A 16,200-nucleotide genomic window follows, 5' to 3' on the forward strand; every position below is an offset into this window, starting at 1 on the left:
CGAGGTCGTTACGCGTCTTTCGACGTCCAGCCGGTACGGTCGACATGTGTCACAACAGCGGGCCCGGTCGGCGGTGGCAGCGGATGACCGCTCGATCGTCCCAGGTATTCACGGCGTGCCGTGGTGGGCCGCGATCCTCATAGCGGTCACCGGAGTCGCGGTCGGCTTTGCGTTCGACGCGGGCTCCGGCAAAGACCTGACCATCGTCTTCGCCGGGCTGTACGTATTAGGGTGCGTGGCCGCGGTGCTCGCCGTCCAGCAGGCCGGCGTCTTCACCGCCGTCATCCAGCCTCCGCTGATCCTGTTCGTCGCTGTTCCCGGTGCTTACTTCCTGTTCCACGGCGCCAAGTTCACCGGCGTCAAAGACCTGGTGATCAACTGCGGTTACCCCTTGATCGAGCGCTTCCCGTTGATGCTGCTCACCTCGGCCGGCGTGCTGCTGATCGGCCTGATCCGATGGCTGCTGGGCAGATTCGACACCAGCGAGGCCGACGTCAGCGAATCCGACGAATCCGCCGAGGCCTCCGACACCGCTGACAGCGGCCGGGTCGGTGTGGTCGCGAAGTTGGTCGCGCTGTTCAACCGCGACTCCACGGTCGACGAGACGCCGGATCGGCCCACCCGGCCGCGCCCGCGCCTCGAGCACGCGGTGGAGCGGTCCGCACGCCCGTCAGCCGAGCGCAGGAACGGTAGGCGTCCGGCAGGGTCGACGCGCACCCGGCGACCGCGTCCCCCGATCGACGACGACGAGCCGACCCGCGACCGGGCCCGCCGGCGTCGCCCGGCCGGCGAATTCGATGCCAGCGAGCCCCCGCGCCGAAGCAGCCGTCAGCCGCGCGATCCAGAACAGCGCGGTCGTCCGTCACGGGACGTCCGGCGCGATCCGGCCGCACGCCGGGCCCGATCGGCCACTCGCAGCAGCAGCCGGTTCGACGCCTACGAGCCGGCCGAGCCGTTGGACGCTCCCGCGCCCCGGCCGCGGCGTCGGCCCTCCTCGAACGGGGCCGGCCCGAACCATCACCCGATCTCACAGGTCAGGTACCGGGCGTCCGGCGGCGACGAGCCGGGCAACGGACGCCCGCGCCGACCGCGCAAGCCGTCGGCCGACTGGGACTTCGACGACTAGTTCGTCGGACCGCTTAGGAGCTGCGGGGCTGCCTGATCTCTCGGGGCAGCGCGAACACCAGAGTCTCGTTGGCGGTGGTCACCGGTTGCACCACGTCGTAGCCGTGCTCGGCCAACCGCTCCAGCACGCCTCGCACCAGCACCTCGGGCACCGACGCGCCGGACGTGACCCCGACCGTGGTGACGCCTTCCAGCCACGCCGGATCGATGTCGTCGGCGTAGTCGACCAGGTGTGAGGCGTCAGCCCCGGCGCCGAGCGCAACCTCGACCAACCGCACCGAGTTCGACGAGTTCTGCGAGCCGACGACGATCACCAGGTCGCATTCCGGCGCCATCGCCTTCACCGCGACCTGACGGTTCTGCGTCGCGTAGCAGATGTCGTCGCTGGGTGGGTCCTGCAGCTTCGGGAAGCGGGCCCGCAGCCGCTGCACGGTTTCCATCGTCTCGTCGACCGACAGGGTGGTCTGCGACAGCCAGATGACTTTGTCCTCGTCGCGGACCGTCACCGCGTCGACCGCGCTCGGCCCGTCGACCAGCTGCACGTGGTCGGGGGCTTCGCCGGCGGTCCCGACGACCTCCTCGTGGCCCTCGTGGCCGATCAGCAGGATGTCGTAGTCGGCGCGGGCGAAGCGTTTCGCTTCGTTGTGCACCTTGGTGACCAGCGGGCAGGTCGCGTCGATGACCTTCAACTGGCGCTCGGCAGCCGTGGTGTGCACGGTCGGCGCGACGCCATGGGCGGAGAAGACCACGATGGAACCCTCGGGAACCTCGTCGGTCTCGTCGACGAAGATTGCGCCGGCCTTGGCGAGCGTCTCGACGACGTGGACGTTGTGCACGATCTCGTGCCGCACGTAGACCGGCGCGCCATGCTTTTCCAGCGCACGTTCGACGGTCTCGACGGCGCGATCGACGCCGGCGCAGTATCCGCGCGGCTCGGCCAGCAGCACCCGTTTACCGGTGACCGGTTCGGCTACCGCAGCGGTCGCGCCCGGAATGCCCATGTTCACAGTTGGTGGCATGCGACCAGGGTACTTTCCGGCGGCTGGGGCTAGCCAACTCGCGCGCTCAGCTTGGAGTTGTCCGCCGGTTAAGGCAGGCTTGACGGCATGGGTACTGCACCTTATGGGGTTCGGCTGCTGGTCGGCGCCGCGACGATGGCTGTCGAGGAGACGATTCGCCTCCCGAAAACCATCCTGATGTATCCGATGACGCTGGCCAGCACGGCCGCGCACGTTGTGATGCGCTTCCAGCAGAACGTCGCCGAACTGGTGATCAAGGGCGACGCCACCCTGGAGCAGATCTTCCCGCCCAAGGACGAGCAGCCGGAGTGGGCGACGTTCGACGAGGACGTCTCCGACGACGGCGACGACGGCCCGGCACCTGACCCGGAACGTCGCGCCGAGGGCCGGTTCGCGCTGTACTCCCAGCCTGAGCCGGGCGACAACCGACCCGTCGCGAAGCCGGCGAAGCAGTCGACCGAGTCGGCGCCTGCGGTGGTCGAGGAACTGGACTACGAGCAGCTGACCCTGGCCCAGCTGCGGGCAAGGCTGCAGTCACTCGATGTCACCGAGCTGGAGACCCTGCTGGCCTACGAGGAGGCCACCAAGGGCCGTGCCCCGTTCCAGACGCTGCTTGCCAACAGGATCACGCGCGCGACGGCGAAGTGACCGGAAACCCCGCGGAGGCTCGGGCTCAACGATCGGCCAAGTCGGCCAATTCGGCCGATGAACCGTTTCCGGTTCGCGCGGTCGCGACCCGGATCGCCGCCTGGATCGACAAGCTGGGCGTGGTCTGGGTCGAGGGTCAGCTCACCCAGATCAACATCCGGCCGGGCGCCCGGACCGTCTTCATGGTGTTGCGCGATCCGGCGGCCGACATGTCGCTGAGCGTGACCGCGCCGCGCAGCCTGGTCGACGGCGCGCCCGTCAAGCTCGTCGAGGGCGTGCAGGTCGTGGTCTGCGGGAAGCCGAACTTCTTCACCGGCCGCGGCACTCTCACGTTGCGGCTCAGCGAAATACGCGCGGTCGGAATCGGCGAGCTGTTGGCCCGTATCGAGCGGCTGCGTCAACTGTTGGCCGCCGAGGGGTTGTTCGACCCGCGGCTCAAGCGCCCGATTCCGTTCCTGCCCAACATGATCGGCCTGATCACCGGCCGGGCCAGTGCGGCCGAGCACGACGTGACAACCGTCGCCGCCACGCGGTGGCCGGCCGTGCAGTTCGTCGTCCGCAACACCGCGGTGCAGGGGCCGACGGCGGTGTCGCAGATCGTCAAGGCGTTGCGCGACTTGGATTCTGACGCCTCAGTGGACGTCATCGTGTTGGCTCGCGGTGGCGGCAGCGTCGAGGACCTGTTGCCGTTCTCCGACGAGACACTCTGCCGGGCCATCGCCGCGTGCCGTACGCCGGTGGTCAGCGCGGTCGGCCATGAGCCGGACAACCCGCTGTGCGACCTGGTCGCCGACCTGCGCGCCGCCACCCCGACCGACGCAGCCAAACGGATCGTCCCCGACACCGTCGCCGAGCAGCATCTGCTCGACGATCTGCGGCGGCGTAGCGCGCAGGCGCTGCGCAACTGGGTGGGCCGTGAGGAGCGGGTGCTCGCACAGTTGCGCAGTCGGCCGGTGCTGGCCGAGCCGTTGGCGGCGCTGGCTACGCGCGCCGACGAGATTCACCGGGCCCGGTCCGCGGTACGCCGGGACATCACCCGGCTGATCGATGTGCAGGCCGAACGCGTCGGTCATCTGTCGGCCCGCTTGACGACACTGGGACCGGCGGCCACCCTGGCGCGGGGTTACGCCGTGGTCCAGAGGGTCGGCGCCGATGGTTCGGCAGCGGTGCTGCGGAACGTCGATGACGCACCTGCGGGGAGCCGGCTGCGGGTACGGGTCGGTGATGGCGCGATCGCGGCGACGAGTGAGGGACCAGCCGATGGCAGATGACGAAGTGACGCCTATTAGTCAGCTCGGTTACGAGCAATGCCGCGACGAGCTGATCGAGGTGGTCCGGCTGCTCGAGCAAGGAGGGCTGGACCTCGACGCATCGCTGCAGCTTTGGGAAAGAGGCGAGCAGCTGGCCAAACGTTGCGAAGAGCACTTAGCTGGAGCACGCCAGCGAGTAGCCGACGCGTTGGCCGCCGGCGACGCGCAGGATTCTTGACGGCGCAAGCATTTCTTCGGCGTTCATTCGAAACTGGAACACGTTTCAGTTATCCTCGGCGGCATGACTGAAGACTCCACCACCACGCCGACCGCCCATCTCGGCCGGGTGCTGGTCACCGGCGGCTCGGGATTCGTCGGCGCGAACCTGGTGACCACCCTGCTGAATCAGGGTCATCAGGTGCGATCGTTCGATCGGGCGCCGTCGCCGCTGCAGGCGCAACCCGGCTTGGACGTGCTGCAGGGCGACATCTGCGACCGGGACGTCGTCGCCGCCGCGGTGGCCGGGATCGACACGGTGTTCCACACCGCGGCGCTGATCGAGTTGATGGGCGGCGCTTCGGTGACCGACGAATACCGCCAGCGCAGCTTCGCCGTGAACGTCGAGGGCACCAAGAACCTGGTGCACGCCGCTCAGGCCGCCGGCGTCAGGCGATTCGTCTACACGTCGTCCAACAGCGTGGTGATGGGTGGCCGGCCCATCGCGGGTGGCGACGAGACGCTGCCCTACACCGATCGCTTCGCCGATCTCTACACCGAGACGAAGGTCGTCGCCGAGCGATTCGTGCTGTCCCAGAACGGCATTGACGAGCTGCTGACCTGTGCGATCCGCCCGAGCGGGATCTGGGGCCGCGGCGATCAGACGATGTTCCGCAAAGTTTTCGAAAGTGTGCTGGCCGGCCACGTCAAGGTGCTGGTCGGCCGCAAGTCCGCACGGCTGGACAACTCCTACGTGCACAACCTGATTCACGGATTCATCCTGGCCGCGCAGCATCTGGTCCCGGGCGGGACGGCCCCGGGGCAGGCCTACTTCATCAACGACGCCGAGCCCATCAACATGTTCGAATTCGCCCGCCCGGTGGTGGCGGCGTGCGGGCAGCGGCTGCCGCGACTGCGCATCTCCGGCGCCGCGGTGCGCGCTGCAATGCTGGGTTGGCAGCGGCTGCATTTCCGATTCGGGCTCCCCCAGCCGCCGCTGGAACCGTTGGCCGTCGAGCGGCTGTATCTGGACAACTACTTCTCGGTGGCCAAGGCCACCCGCGATCTCGGCTACCGGCCGTTGTTCACCACCGAGCAGGCGATGGTCGAGTGCCTGCCGTACTACACCGAATTGTTCGACCGGATGAAGGCCGCGGCCAAGCCCGCGCCGGTGGCCGTCGTCGCACCCGCGGTCGCGGAATAACCGAGCTGTTCCGAGTCGGCGTGTAGCGTAATGCGCCATGCGCGCCGGCGACGATGCGAAGCGGATTCTGGTCACCGGTGCGTTCGGGCTCGTCGGCTCGGAGACCGTTCGCCAGCTCATGGTCGAAGGACCTCACGTGATCGCCACCGACCTCGACGTGCCTGCCAATCGCAAGGCGGCCGAGGCGATGCCCTCGACCGAGGTGCACTGGGCCGACCTCACCGATCCCGACGCGGTTTCCCAACTGCTGCAAGAGGTTTCACCGACAGTGATCATCCACCTCGCCGCGATCATCCCGCCGGTCTGCTACGCCCGGCCGGAGCTGGCCCGTCGGGTGAACGTGGACGCGACCAGACTGCTGCTCGACGCCGCCGCCGCGCTGCCGAACCCGCCGCGGTTCGTGCAGGCCTCGAGCATCGCGGCCTACGGACCCCGCAATCCGCACCGCATCAGCGACCTGCTCACCGCCGACACCCCGCTGCGACCCTCGGACATCTACGGCAGCCACAAGGCCGAGGCCGAGACGCTGGTGCGGGCGTCGGCGCTGGAGTGGGTGGTGTTGCGACTGGGCGGTGTGCTCACCTCTGATCCGCAGTTCGACCTCGATCTGGACACCATCTACTTCGAAGCGTCGCTGCCGATCGACGGACGCATCCAGACCGTCGACGTGCGCGACGTCGCGCGGGCCTTCATCGCGGCGACCACCGCGCCGGTCGTCGGTGAGACGCTGCTGATCGGTGGTGACGAGTCGCACCGGTTGGTGCAGGGTGACATCGCCCAGTCGATCGCGGCCGCGATGGGCCTGGTCGGCGGCATCCCGATCGGCCGCAGGGGTGATCCGGACAGCGACACCGACTGGTTCGCCACCGACTGGATGGACACCACACACTCGGCGAAAGTTCTGGATTTCCAGCGGATTTCGTGGCCGCAATTGCTGACCGAGACCGCCGCGCGGATGGGCTGGCGGCGTCATCCGGCGCGGGTGATCGCCCCGCTGACCCACGCTCTGCTGAAGCGCCGTTCGCCGTATCACCGTCACCCGGGCCGCTACGCCGACCCATGGGGCGTCGTCGATGCCAAGTGGCCACACTCCTCTGACGGGCAACACCGATGACCGATCGCAGTGCCGTCGTCGTCGGCGGCGCCTCGGGCATCGGCAAGGCAGTTGCGCACGCGCTGGCCGCCGACGGGTGCCGGGTGATCGTCGCCGACCGCAATGCCGACGGAGCACGTTGCGTCGCAACCGAACTCGGTGATCCGCACAGCGCCGCGACGGTCGAGGTCACCGACGAGGACTCGGTGCGAACACTGTTCGCCGAGGCAGGGGCGCTCGACATCGTGGTCAACACCGCGGGTTACAGCGCACTAGGACTGATCACCGAACTGGCCGCCGAAGACTTCCGCGGGGTCGTCGACGTCTGTCTCAACGGCGCCTTCCTGGTGATCAAGCACGCCGCCCCGCAGCTACGCGACGGCGGTGCCCTGGTGTCGATCAGCTCGCTGAACGGGCGCCAGCCCGCCGCGGCGATGAGCGCCTACTGCGCCGCGAAGGCCGGCCTGTCGATGCTGACCCAGGTTGCCGCGCTCGAGCTTGCGCCGCAGGGCATTCGGGTCAATGCCGTCGCGCCCGGATTCGTCCACACCCCGCTCACCGAGGCGGCCGCCCTGATCCCCGGCATCGTCGAGGAGTACGTCGAGAACACGCCGCTGGGCCGGGCCGGCACACCGGAGGACATCGCCGACGCCGTGCTGTTCCTGTGCAAGGCGCCATGGCTGACCGGCGAAGTGCTCGACATCAACGGCGGCGCCCACATGAAGCGCTATCCCGACCTGATGGGCCACATCATGAAGCTTGCGGAGCAATGACTTTCAAAGACTTCACCGGCAGGCAGGCGATCGTCACCGGCGCGGGCTCGGGCATCGGTGCGGCACTGTGCCGGGCGCTGGTCGCCGCGGGCGCGGACGTGCTCTGCACCGACGTCGACGGCGCCGCCGCGGCCCGCACCGCCGAGGGGCTGGCGGGTCCGGGCACCGCGACGTCGGCCACCCTTGATGTCACCGACCCGGCCGCGGTCCAGGCCGCCGTCGACGGCGTGGTGGCCCGCGCCGGACGCCTCGACCTGATGTTCAACAACGCCGGAATCGCTTGGGGCGGTGACACCGAACTGCTGACGCTGGAGCAGTGGAACGCGATCATCGACGTCAACATCCGCGGCGTCGTGCACGGGGTGACCGCCGCCTACCCGGTGATGCTGCGGCAGGGCGACGGACACATCGTCAACACCGCGTCGATGGCCGGGCTGGCCGCGGCCGGTCAGATCACCAGCTACGTGACGACCAAGCACGCGATCGTCGGGCTGTCGCTGGCCCTGCGCTCGGAAGCCGTCTCACGCGGCGTCGGCGTGCTGGCGGTGTGCCCCGGCGCCGTCGAAACCCCGATCCTGGACAAGGGAGCGATCGGCGGCTTCGTCGGCCGCGACTATTACCTGCGTGGGCAGGGCATGAAGAATGCCTACAGCGCTGACACATTGGCCGTCGACACGTTGCGGGCGATCACCCGCAACAAGGCGCTGTTGGTCAAGCCCCGGCAGGCCTACGCTTCCTGGGTGTTCGCCCGGCTGGCGCCGAACCTGTTGCAGCGCATGTCGATCCGATTCATCGCCGACCAGCGCAAGCGCCAGGCTGCTAACGCAGCCGCTCGTTGAAGAACTCGACGACCCGCTTGCGCGCCTCGTAGGCCGGCTGCCCGTTGACCTCGCGCACCTCGTCGGTCAGCACCGAGTGCGCCAGCCGTGAGAACCCGTGCGCGTTGCCGGGTTTGGAGTCGATTTCGATCACCTCGAACGCGTCGCCCAGGCGGTCCTTGAGCGTCTTGAACCGCTCGCCCGGCGCCAACCTGTCCTCGCTGAACCTCAGCCCGATCGCGCACAGTCCCTCGTTGACGGCACGGTCCTTGAACGCGTTCAACTCCAGGTCGCTCACGCCGGCGTCGCGCCGCTGGCGCGGCGTCAGCGGAAACGGCACCGACGGCTGGCTGAGCACAGGCGCGAGCACGCTGTCGTCGACCGCGGCCGCCAGCGCGAAGCCGCCGGTGAAACATTCCCCGATCACCCCGACGCCCTTGCCCGGCGTCGACTTGTTCAGGTCGCGAGCCAGCGCCCGCAGGTAGACCGCCACCGGCCGTTGTTTGTTGGTCGCCAACGCCGCGAATTCGCGTGCCACACAGGCGCGCGCGATGCTGGCGGCGAGGTAGGCGGGATCCTTGCCGCGACCCGGCTCGCCGAACAGCGACGGGATCGCGACGGTGAAACCGTTGTCCACCAAGTGGTTTCCCAGACCCAGCACGCCGGGGTGGATGCCCGGGATTTCAGGGATCAGCACGACGCCGGGCCCGTCGCCGCGGCGATAGACATCGTGGGTGTATCCGCCGCCGGTGAACGGCTCCGCAGTCCAGCCTGTGAGGTCGGCAACGGGTGCGCTCATGAATGCTTCTCCTGTCGATGCGCCGGCAGCGGTGGCTGCGACTGGGTGGCCGCCGCCAGCGTACGAAACTCGTCGGGAGTGCCGGCACCGCTGATGCCGATCTGGGCCGGACCGACCGGGCTGTTCAGCCGCGTCGTCCACACCGGCTCGACACCGTCACCCTGATAGGTGATCCAGCGGGTGCCGTTCACGTCGACGGTGCCGTTGGGGAACATCGACGGGTGAATCGCGCCGACCAGCTTGTTCTCGTCGGCGTTGCTCTGAGTCAGGCTCAGATACATTCCGCCCGGGCTGATGTAGCCGATCGTCGAGGTGACCGCGCGCAGCTTCTGTCCGGTCGAGGGGTCGGTGCGGCCGTCGGAGATGCCACCGCGCCCGCCCGAGTTGGCCTGCCAGCCCGGCGGTAGCTGAGGTAACCGGACCGGAAACCCCAGCGCCTGCGCGTCGGCATTCAGGGCGCCGGAGGCGTTGTAGGCGGGCACCGGGCCACGGTTGATCCCGCTCGGGGAGAACGAGCACATTCCTGCCACCCCGGCCAGCACGATGCAGGCGACCACGAGCGGGGCGATCGACCAGAACATGTCCCGGCCGTCCTGCAGCAACCGGGGCTTGGCCGGTTTTGCCGATGGCCGCGGCTGTTCAGCCGAGGGCGGTAGCTCTGAGGTCACAACTCGAGTATCCCAGCTCCCGAGCGGGAAGCCGCCTCTGGGACAATCGGCAGTCATGAGTGATCGCGCCGTTGCCTCCTCGCCGCCCGAAGACGGCTCGTCGTCGCCGACGGTGGGCGCCAGCCGCCGTGAGGCCCCGGACCGCAACCTCGCCCTCGAACTCGTCCGGGTCACCGAGGCAGGCGCCATGGCCGCCGGCCGCTGGGTGGGCCGCGGCGACAAGGAAGGCGGCGACGGCGCGGCTGTCGATGCCATTCGCCAGCTGGTGAACTCGGTGTCGATGCGTGGCGTCGTGGTGATCGGCGAGGGTGAAAAAGACGAAGCGCCGATGCTCTACAACGGCGAACAGGTCGGCAACGGTGACGGCCCGGAATGCGACTTCGCGGTGGACCCGGTGGACGGCACCACGCTGATGAGCAAGGGCATGCCCAACGCCATCTCGGTGCTCGCGGTGGCCGACCGTGGCGCGATGTTCGACCCGTCGGCGGTGTTCTACATGAACAAGATCGCCGTCGGGCCGGATGCCGCCCACGTTCTGGACATCACCGCGCCGATCGCCGACAACATCCGCGCGGTGGCTAAGGTCAAGGGCCTGTCGGTGCCGGACATGACGGTCTGCATCCTGGACCGGCCTCGGCACGACCAGCTGATCAAGGACGCCCGCGCGACCGGCGCCCGGATCCGGCTGATCACCGACGGTGACGTGGCCGGGGCGATCTCGGCCTGCCGGCCCGGCTCGGGCACCGACATGCTGGCCGGAATCGGCGGTACCCCGGAGGGCATCATCGCGGCCGCGGCGATCCGCTGCATGGGCGGCGAATTGCAGGCGCAGCTGGCGCCGACCGATGACGCCGAGCGGCAGAAAGCGCTCGACGCCGGCTACGACCTCGACGCGGTGCTGACGGTGCGTGACCTGGTGGCGGGTGAGAACGTCTTCTTCTGCGCCACCGGCGTCACCGACGGCGACCTGCTCAAGGGCGTGCGCTACGAGCCGGGCGGCTGCACCACGCAGTCGATCGTGATGCGGTCCAAGTCCGGCACGCTACGGATGGTCGAGGGCTTCCACCGGCTGGCCAAGCTCAACGAATACTCCGCGATCGACTTCACCGGCGACAGCAGCGCCGCGTATCCCCTCCCCTGACCACCACTCACCGAGGAGCGCCCCTGTGGCAGACGACACCGAGTACCGCATCGAGCACGACACCATGGGCGAGGTCCGGGTACCCGCAAAAGCGTTGTGGCGAGCCCAGACTCAGCGTGCCGTGGAGAACTTCCCGATCTCCGGTCGCGGCCTGGAGCGCACCCAGATCCGCGCCCTCGGCCTGCTGAAGGGCGCTTGTGCCCAGGTGAACAAGGATCTCGGGCTGCTGGACGCCGAGAAGGCCGACGCGATCATCGCGGCCGCCGCCGAGATCGCCGACGGCAAGCACGACGACCAGTTCCCGATCGACGTGTTCCAGACCGGCTCGGGCACCAGTTCCAACATGAACACCAACGAGGTGATCGCGTCCATTGCCGGCGCCAACGGCGTGTCCGTGCACCCCAACGACGACGTCAACATGTCGCAGTCGTCCAATGACACCTTCCCGACTGCCACCCACATCGCTTCCACCGAAGCCGCTGTGCGCCATCTCATTCCGGCACTGCAGGTGCTGCACGACGCGTTGGCCGGCAAGGCCCGCGAGTGGCACACCGTGGTCAAGTCGGGCCGCACCCACCTGATGGACGCGGTCCCGGTGACGCTGGGCCAGGAGTTCTCCGGGTACGCCCGCCAGATCGAAGCCGGCATCGAGCGGGTGCGCGCGACGCTGCCCCGGCTGGGCGAGCTGGCGATCGGCGGAACCGCGGTCGGCACCGGCCTCAACGCCCCCGACGGATTCGGCGCCAAGGTGGTGCAGGTGCTGGTCACCCAGACCGGTTTGGACGAATTGCGCACCGCGTCAAACTCTTTCGAGGCTCAAGCCGCCCGCGACGGACTGGTCGAGGCGTCCGGTGCACTGCGTACCATCGCGGTGTCGCTGACCAAGATCGCCAACGATGTGCGCTGGATGGGCTCCGGCCCGTTGACCGGTCTGGGCGAGATCCAGCTGCCGGACCTGCAACCGGGTAGCTCGATCATGCCGGGCAAGGTCAATCCCGTTCTGCCCGAGGCGGTTACACAGGTGGCCGCACAGGTGATCGGCAACGACGCCGCCGTCGCGGTCGGCGGGTTGTCGGGTGCGTTCGAGTTGAACGTCTACATCCCGATGATGGCCCGCAACGTTCTCGAGTCATTCAAGCTGCTGACCAACGTCTCGACACTGTTCGCCGAGCGCTGCATCGTCGGCCTGAAGGCCAACGAGGATCACCTGAAGGAGCTGGCCGAGTCGTCGCCGTCGATCGTCACGCCGCTGAACTCGGCGATCGGCTACGAGGAGGCCGCCGCGGTGGCCAAGCAGGCGCTCAAGGAGAAGAAGACCATTCGGCAAACCGTCATCGACCGCGGGTTGATCGGTGACAAACTGTCCGAGGAAGAACTCGACCGCCGTCTCGACGTGCTTGCGATGGCCAAGGTCACCGAGGAGTAGCCATGCTCGACGACGGACTCCGTCAACGCCGCCTCGCGCTCATCGAAGAGCACATGAACACCGAGGTGACCAAGGAGTTCGATCGCACCCTGGCCACGTTCAACGGGCACCCCCGCTACGAGATCATGGCCACCGGTCAGGTTTTCGACGGCGACGACGAGGTCATGAACTACTACCTGACCACCCGGACGGCGTTTCCCGACCAGCGGCACGACAACGTGCGGTTCCACTTCACCGACGACACGGTGATCACCGAATTCGATTTGCTGGGAACCAATCTCGGCGAGTTCTACGGAATGCCGCCTACCGGCAAGGCTTTCCGGGTACCGATCATCGCGGTGTTCTTCTTCGACGGCGAGCGGATCACCAACGAACGCATCTACTTCGACAGCGCCAGCCTGGTGACCCAGATCGGCCGAGGTGAGCTGTTGGCGCTGGCCGCGACGGGCGATCTGCCGGGACAGTGAGCCGGGCTGTGCAGCTCATGCACGGGACCCGCACGGCCTCGGCCTAGCTGCCGTTGTTCGGTCCGCCCGAGTTCTGGCCTGCCACATCGGTGATCGGGAAGTTCGGCATCGGCGGCGGCGACGGCGTGTTCGGCAACGACGGGATCTCCGAGGCCGGAATGTCGTGCAGCGCATTGGCCGGCGGGCCGTTCTCCCGCGACCCGTAGACACTGCCCGGCGCCCGCGATCCGAGCAGCTGACTGACCGTCACCAGGTGGTAGTTGTTGGCCTTGAGCACCGGGATGAACTGCTCGACGAGATCGACTGTGCTGGAGTAGGTGTCGTGCATCAGCACCACCGAGCCCGGCTTGATCTGGGTGAACAGCAGGAATCTGCTGGCGCCGGTGTTGGAGTCGTTGATCCAGTCGAAAGGAATGACGTCCCACAGGATGGCCGCCTGGCCGGCTTTGGCGGCCTGGTCGTTGACCGCGGCGTTGGTCAACCCGCCCGGCGGCCGCCACAGCTTCGGCGTCACCCCGGTCGCCGCGACGATCGCGTCGGTGGCGCGGGAGAACTGACTCGGCACATCGGCGGGCGGCAGCGTCGTCATGTTGGGGTGTTCCCAGGTATGGCTGCCGAGTTCCATGCCGGCCTCGACCACCCGCTTGGCGCCGGCCGGGTTGGCCGCGACCTTGTTGCCGATCTCGAAGAATGTCGCCTTGGCGTTGTTGGCCTTCAGGATGCCCAGCAACCGGTCGGTGAACGGCGTCGGCCCGTCGTCGAAGGTGAGCGCCACACACTTGACCTGTGCGCAGTCCACCTCGTCGTTGGCGTGGGCGAACCGGACGTGCCCGGTGAAGGCTCCGACCGCCACGATGACCGCGGCGGCCGCGACGCCGGCGACGGTACGCAGGTACCGCCACTTCTGGCTGTCGGGTCGTTTCGGCACGGCCGAAGCCTACCCGCGCCGGAGTGCCGGCCCGAATTACACCGGGGCGCCGCTGATCTCTTCGAGCATCTCGGTGACCAGCGCGGCGATCGGCGACCGCTCGCTACGCAGCAACGTGATGTGCGCGAACAACGGGTGGCCCTTGAGCTTTTCGACCACCGCCGCGACGCCGTCGTGCCGGCCGACGCGCAGGTTGTCACGCTGGGCGACGTCGTGGGTGAGCACCACCCGCGATCCGGCGCCAAGTCGCGACAGCACGGTCAGCAGTACGTTGCGCTCCAGCGACTGGGCCTCGTCGACGATCACGAACGAGTCGTGCAGCGAGCGACCGCGGATGTGGGTCAGCGGCAGCACCTCGAGCATGCCGCGGGACAGCACCTCCTCGAGCACCGCTGGGCTGGCCAGACCTTCGAGAGTGTCGAAGACGGCCTGGGCCCACGGGCCCATCTTCTCGCTCTCGCTGCCGGGCAGGTAGCCGAGTTCCTGGCCGCCGACCGCATACAGCGGGCGGAACACCACCACCTTGCGCTGGGTGCGGCGCTCCAGCACGGCCTCCAGGCCCGCGCACAGCGCCAACGCCGACTTGCCGGTGCCGGCTTTGCCGCCGAGCGAGACGATGCCGACCGACTCGTCGAGCAGCAGATCGAGGGCGACCCGTTGTTCGGCGGAGCGGCCGCGCAGCCCGAACACCTCACGGTCGCCGCGAACCAGTTGGACCTTCTTGTGGGCGTTCACCCGGCCAAGGGCGTGTGAACTTCCGGCGAGCAGTCGAATACCGGTGTGGCACGGCACGTCTCGTGCGGCCTCGAGGTCGACTTCGCCGTCGGCGAACAGCGCGTCGATGTCGTCGGCGCTGGTCTCCAGTTCGGTCATACCCGTCCAGCCGGACACCACGACGTCCTGGGCGTGGTATTCGTCGGCGGGCAGACCCACCGCGCCGGCCTTCACGCGCAGCGGAATATCCTTGCTGACCAACGTGACTCGCTTGCCCTCCGCGGCGAGGTTGGCCGCGCAGCACAGGATCCGGGAGTCGTTGGTGTCGGTGCGGAATCCGGCGGGCAGCACCGAAGGGTCGCTGTGGTTGAGCTCGACGTGCAGCGTACCGCCTTGTGTCCCAACGGGAATGGGCTGATCGAGTCGCCCGTGCTCGATGCGCAGGTCGTCGAACAAACGCAGAGCCTGGCGGGCGAACCAGCCGAGCTCGTGGTGGTGACGCTTGGCCTCCAACTCACTGATCACCACCAGCGGAACCACCACTTCGTGTTCGGCGAAGCGGGAGCAGGCCCAGGGATCAGACAGCAGCACCGACGTGTCGAGCACGTAAGTCCTGATGGAGTCCTGCGAAACCGCCGGCGAATCAGTCACGAGCGCTCCTCGAGCTCATCGCCCGGCTCGCTGCCACATGCGGGTGGTGGCCCCACAGCCACCCATGCGCACGAGGCTTTCGCACCGGGCTAGATGCCCGTGCGGCCCGCACGGACGAATCGGCGGGGGCCGCGGCGCAAGGACCGGGGCCGGCGGTCCTTCCGAGGTTGAGTCGAGAGGCGCCGCCCGGATAGCAGAGCATGTCGCTAGCCATCGAAAGCGACGGTACCCGCGTCTGCGCATCCGCGCCGTGCAGGCGCGCCGACGACGATGCAGAGCGCGAAGCGCGATGAGGAGGAGCGGCGCAACAAGGCCCGCCGGTGACGATGCGGAAGGGCGCAGCCCGATCCGAGAGGGACGGAGGAGCGGCGCAAAAAGCCCCGCCGACGACGATGTGCGGCTAACTGATGACGAACTGCCGCAGCGCGGGCTCGTCGGCCACGCCCCAGGCGATGATGCGGTCGGAGATGACCTTCCGGAGTTGCTCCGGGCCGAAAATCCCTGCCTCGGCGACGATTCGCACCTTGTCGGCGTAGGCGTCGATGTCGGCGCCGACGACGTCGATCTCGGCCGCGCGCGCGGCGATCGCGGCGATCGTCTCGTCCCGGCGATAGCTCAGTAGGTGCGCGACGAGGTTGCCGAAGAACTCCTCGTGCCGCACCTCGTCGCGGGCGATGTGGGTGATCAGACCCGCCAGCACCGGCTCCTCGATCTGTGCCGCCAGGTTGTTGCAGAACACCGCGCGCGAGCCCTCGAAAAGAGCCATAAAAACCAGTGTCTCGGTCTTGGAGAAGTGGTCGGCGCGATACCCCTTCACCGATACGTGCTCGAAGCGGACGTCTTCATTGGCGACCGGATCGATCTCGCGAGTCACGACGAAGTACTCGCGCAGCGCGATCGCATGCAGGTGCTCCTCGGCGGTCCAGCGGCCGATCCACTGACCCCACATGTCTTCGAGGATGAAGTGCTCGACGAACTCGCGGTGATAACCGGCGACGTTGTCTTTGTCGATCAGCAGGATTTCGCACGCATCGGTGATGGGCTTGGGCAGAGTCACCTGCGAGGAATCCCAGTCCCGCCCGCCGAGAAAAGCGAAGTTCTGCCCCTGCTCGAACGGCACGAAGTCGTGGGCGAACCAGACCTGCTCGGTACCGAGGTGACGATCCAGATTCTCCCCGACCACCGGCTCCAGCTCGATCATCAGTGCGTCAGCAACGGGTTTGACTGCCATAAAAGTTAATATAACCCGCGTACACAGAT

Annotated in this window: 17 protein-coding genes; 11 read left to right on the top strand and 6 right to left on the bottom strand. The window is 68.0% G+C overall.

The window, feature by feature from the left end; genetic code table 11:
• The first annotated feature begins 46 nt into the window (after positions 1 to 46).
• Positions 47 to 1,126 carry a DUF6542 domain-containing protein gene (locus CYU59_RS00485; RefSeq protein ID WP_292974759.1) on the top strand — a complete coding sequence of 360 codons (1,080 nt, stop codon included), beginning with the start codon at positions 47 to 49 and terminating at the stop codon, positions 1,124 to 1,126.
• Positions 1,127 to 1,139: 13 nt separating this feature from the next.
• Here the strand turns inward: CYU59_RS00485 and CYU59_RS00490 are convergent, their stop codons facing one another.
• Positions 1,140 to 2,144 (bottom strand): 4-hydroxy-3-methylbut-2-enyl diphosphate reductase, encoded by a 1,005-nt coding sequence (locus CYU59_RS00490; RefSeq protein WP_292974760.1) that lies wholly within the window; start codon positions 2,142 to 2,144, stop codon positions 1,140 to 1,142.
• 87 nt (positions 2,145 to 2,231) lie between these two features.
• On the opposite strand from CYU59_RS00490, the gene CYU59_RS00495 reads away from it, so the two are divergent.
• The 7 genes from CYU59_RS00495 (at position 2,232) to CYU59_RS00525 (ending at position 8,167) form a co-directional block, all read left to right on the top strand.
• A complete protein-coding gene (locus CYU59_RS00495; protein ID WP_292974761.1) occupies positions 2,232 to 2,792 on the top strand; it encodes a lipid droplet-associated protein in 561 nt (186 codons plus the stop codon).
• A complete protein-coding gene (gene xseA, locus CYU59_RS00500; protein ID WP_292974762.1) occupies positions 2,789 to 4,063 on the top strand; it encodes an exodeoxyribonuclease VII large subunit in 1,275 nt (424 codons plus the stop codon). The genes CYU59_RS00495 and xseA overlap by 4 nt, the downstream gene beginning before the upstream one ends.
• Entirely contained in the window at positions 4,017 to 4,280 is a 264-nt protein-coding gene (locus CYU59_RS00505; RefSeq protein WP_292974763.1) for an exodeoxyribonuclease VII small subunit, read from the top strand. Before xseA ends, CYU59_RS00505 begins: the two co-directional genes overlap by 47 nt.
• 63 nt (positions 4,281 to 4,343) lie before the next feature.
• A complete protein-coding gene (locus tag CYU59_RS00510) occupies positions 4,344 to 5,462 on the top strand; it encodes an NAD-dependent epimerase/dehydratase family protein (RefSeq protein ID WP_292974764.1) in 1,119 nt (372 codons plus the stop codon).
• A gap of 37 nt (positions 5,463 to 5,499) precedes the next feature.
• Positions 5,500 to 6,576, top strand: coding sequence for an NAD(P)-dependent oxidoreductase (locus CYU59_RS00515; RefSeq protein ID WP_292974765.1), 1,077 nt, complete (start codon positions 5,500 to 5,502; stop codon positions 6,574 to 6,576).
• Positions 6,573 to 7,328, top strand: coding sequence for an SDR family NAD(P)-dependent oxidoreductase (locus tag CYU59_RS00520; RefSeq protein ID WP_292974766.1), 756 nt, complete (start codon positions 6,573 to 6,575; stop codon positions 7,326 to 7,328). The genes CYU59_RS00515 and CYU59_RS00520 overlap by 4 nt, the downstream gene beginning before the upstream one ends.
• Positions 7,325 to 8,167 (top strand): SDR family oxidoreductase, encoded by an 843-nt coding sequence (locus CYU59_RS00525; RefSeq protein WP_292974767.1) that lies wholly within the window; start codon positions 7,325 to 7,327, stop codon positions 8,165 to 8,167. Before CYU59_RS00520 ends, CYU59_RS00525 begins: the two co-directional genes overlap by 4 nt.
• Here the strand turns inward: CYU59_RS00525 and CYU59_RS00530 are convergent.
• Positions 8,148 to 8,945, bottom strand: a complete 798-nt coding sequence (locus tag CYU59_RS00530) for a dienelactone hydrolase family protein (RefSeq protein ID WP_292974768.1) — start codon at positions 8,943 to 8,945, stop codon at positions 8,148 to 8,150. The two genes, CYU59_RS00525 and CYU59_RS00530, sit on opposite strands and share 20 nt — an antisense overlap.
• Positions 8,942 to 9,613 (bottom strand): DUF4245 domain-containing protein, encoded by a 672-nt coding sequence (locus tag CYU59_RS00535; protein ID WP_292974769.1) that lies wholly within the window; start codon positions 9,611 to 9,613, stop codon positions 8,942 to 8,944. Before CYU59_RS00535 ends, CYU59_RS00530 begins: the two co-directional genes overlap by 4 nt.
• Before the next feature lie 112 nt (positions 9,614 to 9,725).
• On the opposite strand from CYU59_RS00535, the gene glpX reads away from it, so the two are divergent.
• From glpX to CYU59_RS00550, 3 genes are read left to right on the top strand one after another with little or no spacing between them, the layout of a single operon-like run.
• A complete protein-coding gene (gene glpX / locus CYU59_RS00540; protein ID WP_292974811.1) occupies positions 9,726 to 10,754 on the top strand; it encodes a class II fructose-bisphosphatase in 1,029 nt (342 codons plus the stop codon).
• Between the two features lie 25 nt (positions 10,755 to 10,779).
• A complete protein-coding gene (locus tag CYU59_RS00545) occupies positions 10,780 to 12,180 on the top strand; it encodes a class II fumarate hydratase (RefSeq protein WP_292974770.1) in 1,401 nt (466 codons plus the stop codon).
• Between the two features lie 2 nt (positions 12,181 to 12,182).
• Entirely contained in the window at positions 12,183 to 12,647 is a 465-nt protein-coding gene (locus tag CYU59_RS00550; RefSeq protein ID WP_292974771.1) for an ester cyclase, read from the top strand.
• A gap of 43 nt (positions 12,648 to 12,690) precedes the next feature.
• Here CYU59_RS00550 and CYU59_RS00555 read toward each other — a convergent pair whose 3' ends face one another.
• The 3 genes from CYU59_RS00555 to CYU59_RS00565 form a co-directional block, all read right to left on the bottom strand.
• A complete protein-coding gene (locus CYU59_RS00555; RefSeq protein WP_292974772.1) occupies positions 12,691 to 13,575 on the bottom strand; it encodes a polysaccharide deacetylase family protein in 885 nt (294 codons plus the stop codon).
• A gap of 36 nt (positions 13,576 to 13,611) precedes the next feature.
• The gene (locus CYU59_RS00560) at positions 13,612 to 14,907 is read right to left on the bottom strand and encodes a PhoH family protein (protein WP_292974812.1); all 1,296 of its coding nucleotides are present in this window, start codon (positions 14,905 to 14,907) and stop codon (positions 13,612 to 13,614) included.
• A gap of 433 nt (positions 14,908 to 15,340) precedes the next feature.
• A complete protein-coding gene (locus CYU59_RS00565; protein ID WP_292974773.1) occupies positions 15,341 to 16,171 on the bottom strand; it encodes an acyl-ACP desaturase in 831 nt (276 codons plus the stop codon).
• Positions 16,172 to 16,200: the final 29 nt, after the last annotated feature.

The organism is Mycobacterium sp., assembly GCF_002863225.1.
GTDB lineage: Bacteria > Actinomycetota > Actinomycetes > Mycobacteriales > Mycobacteriaceae > Mycobacterium.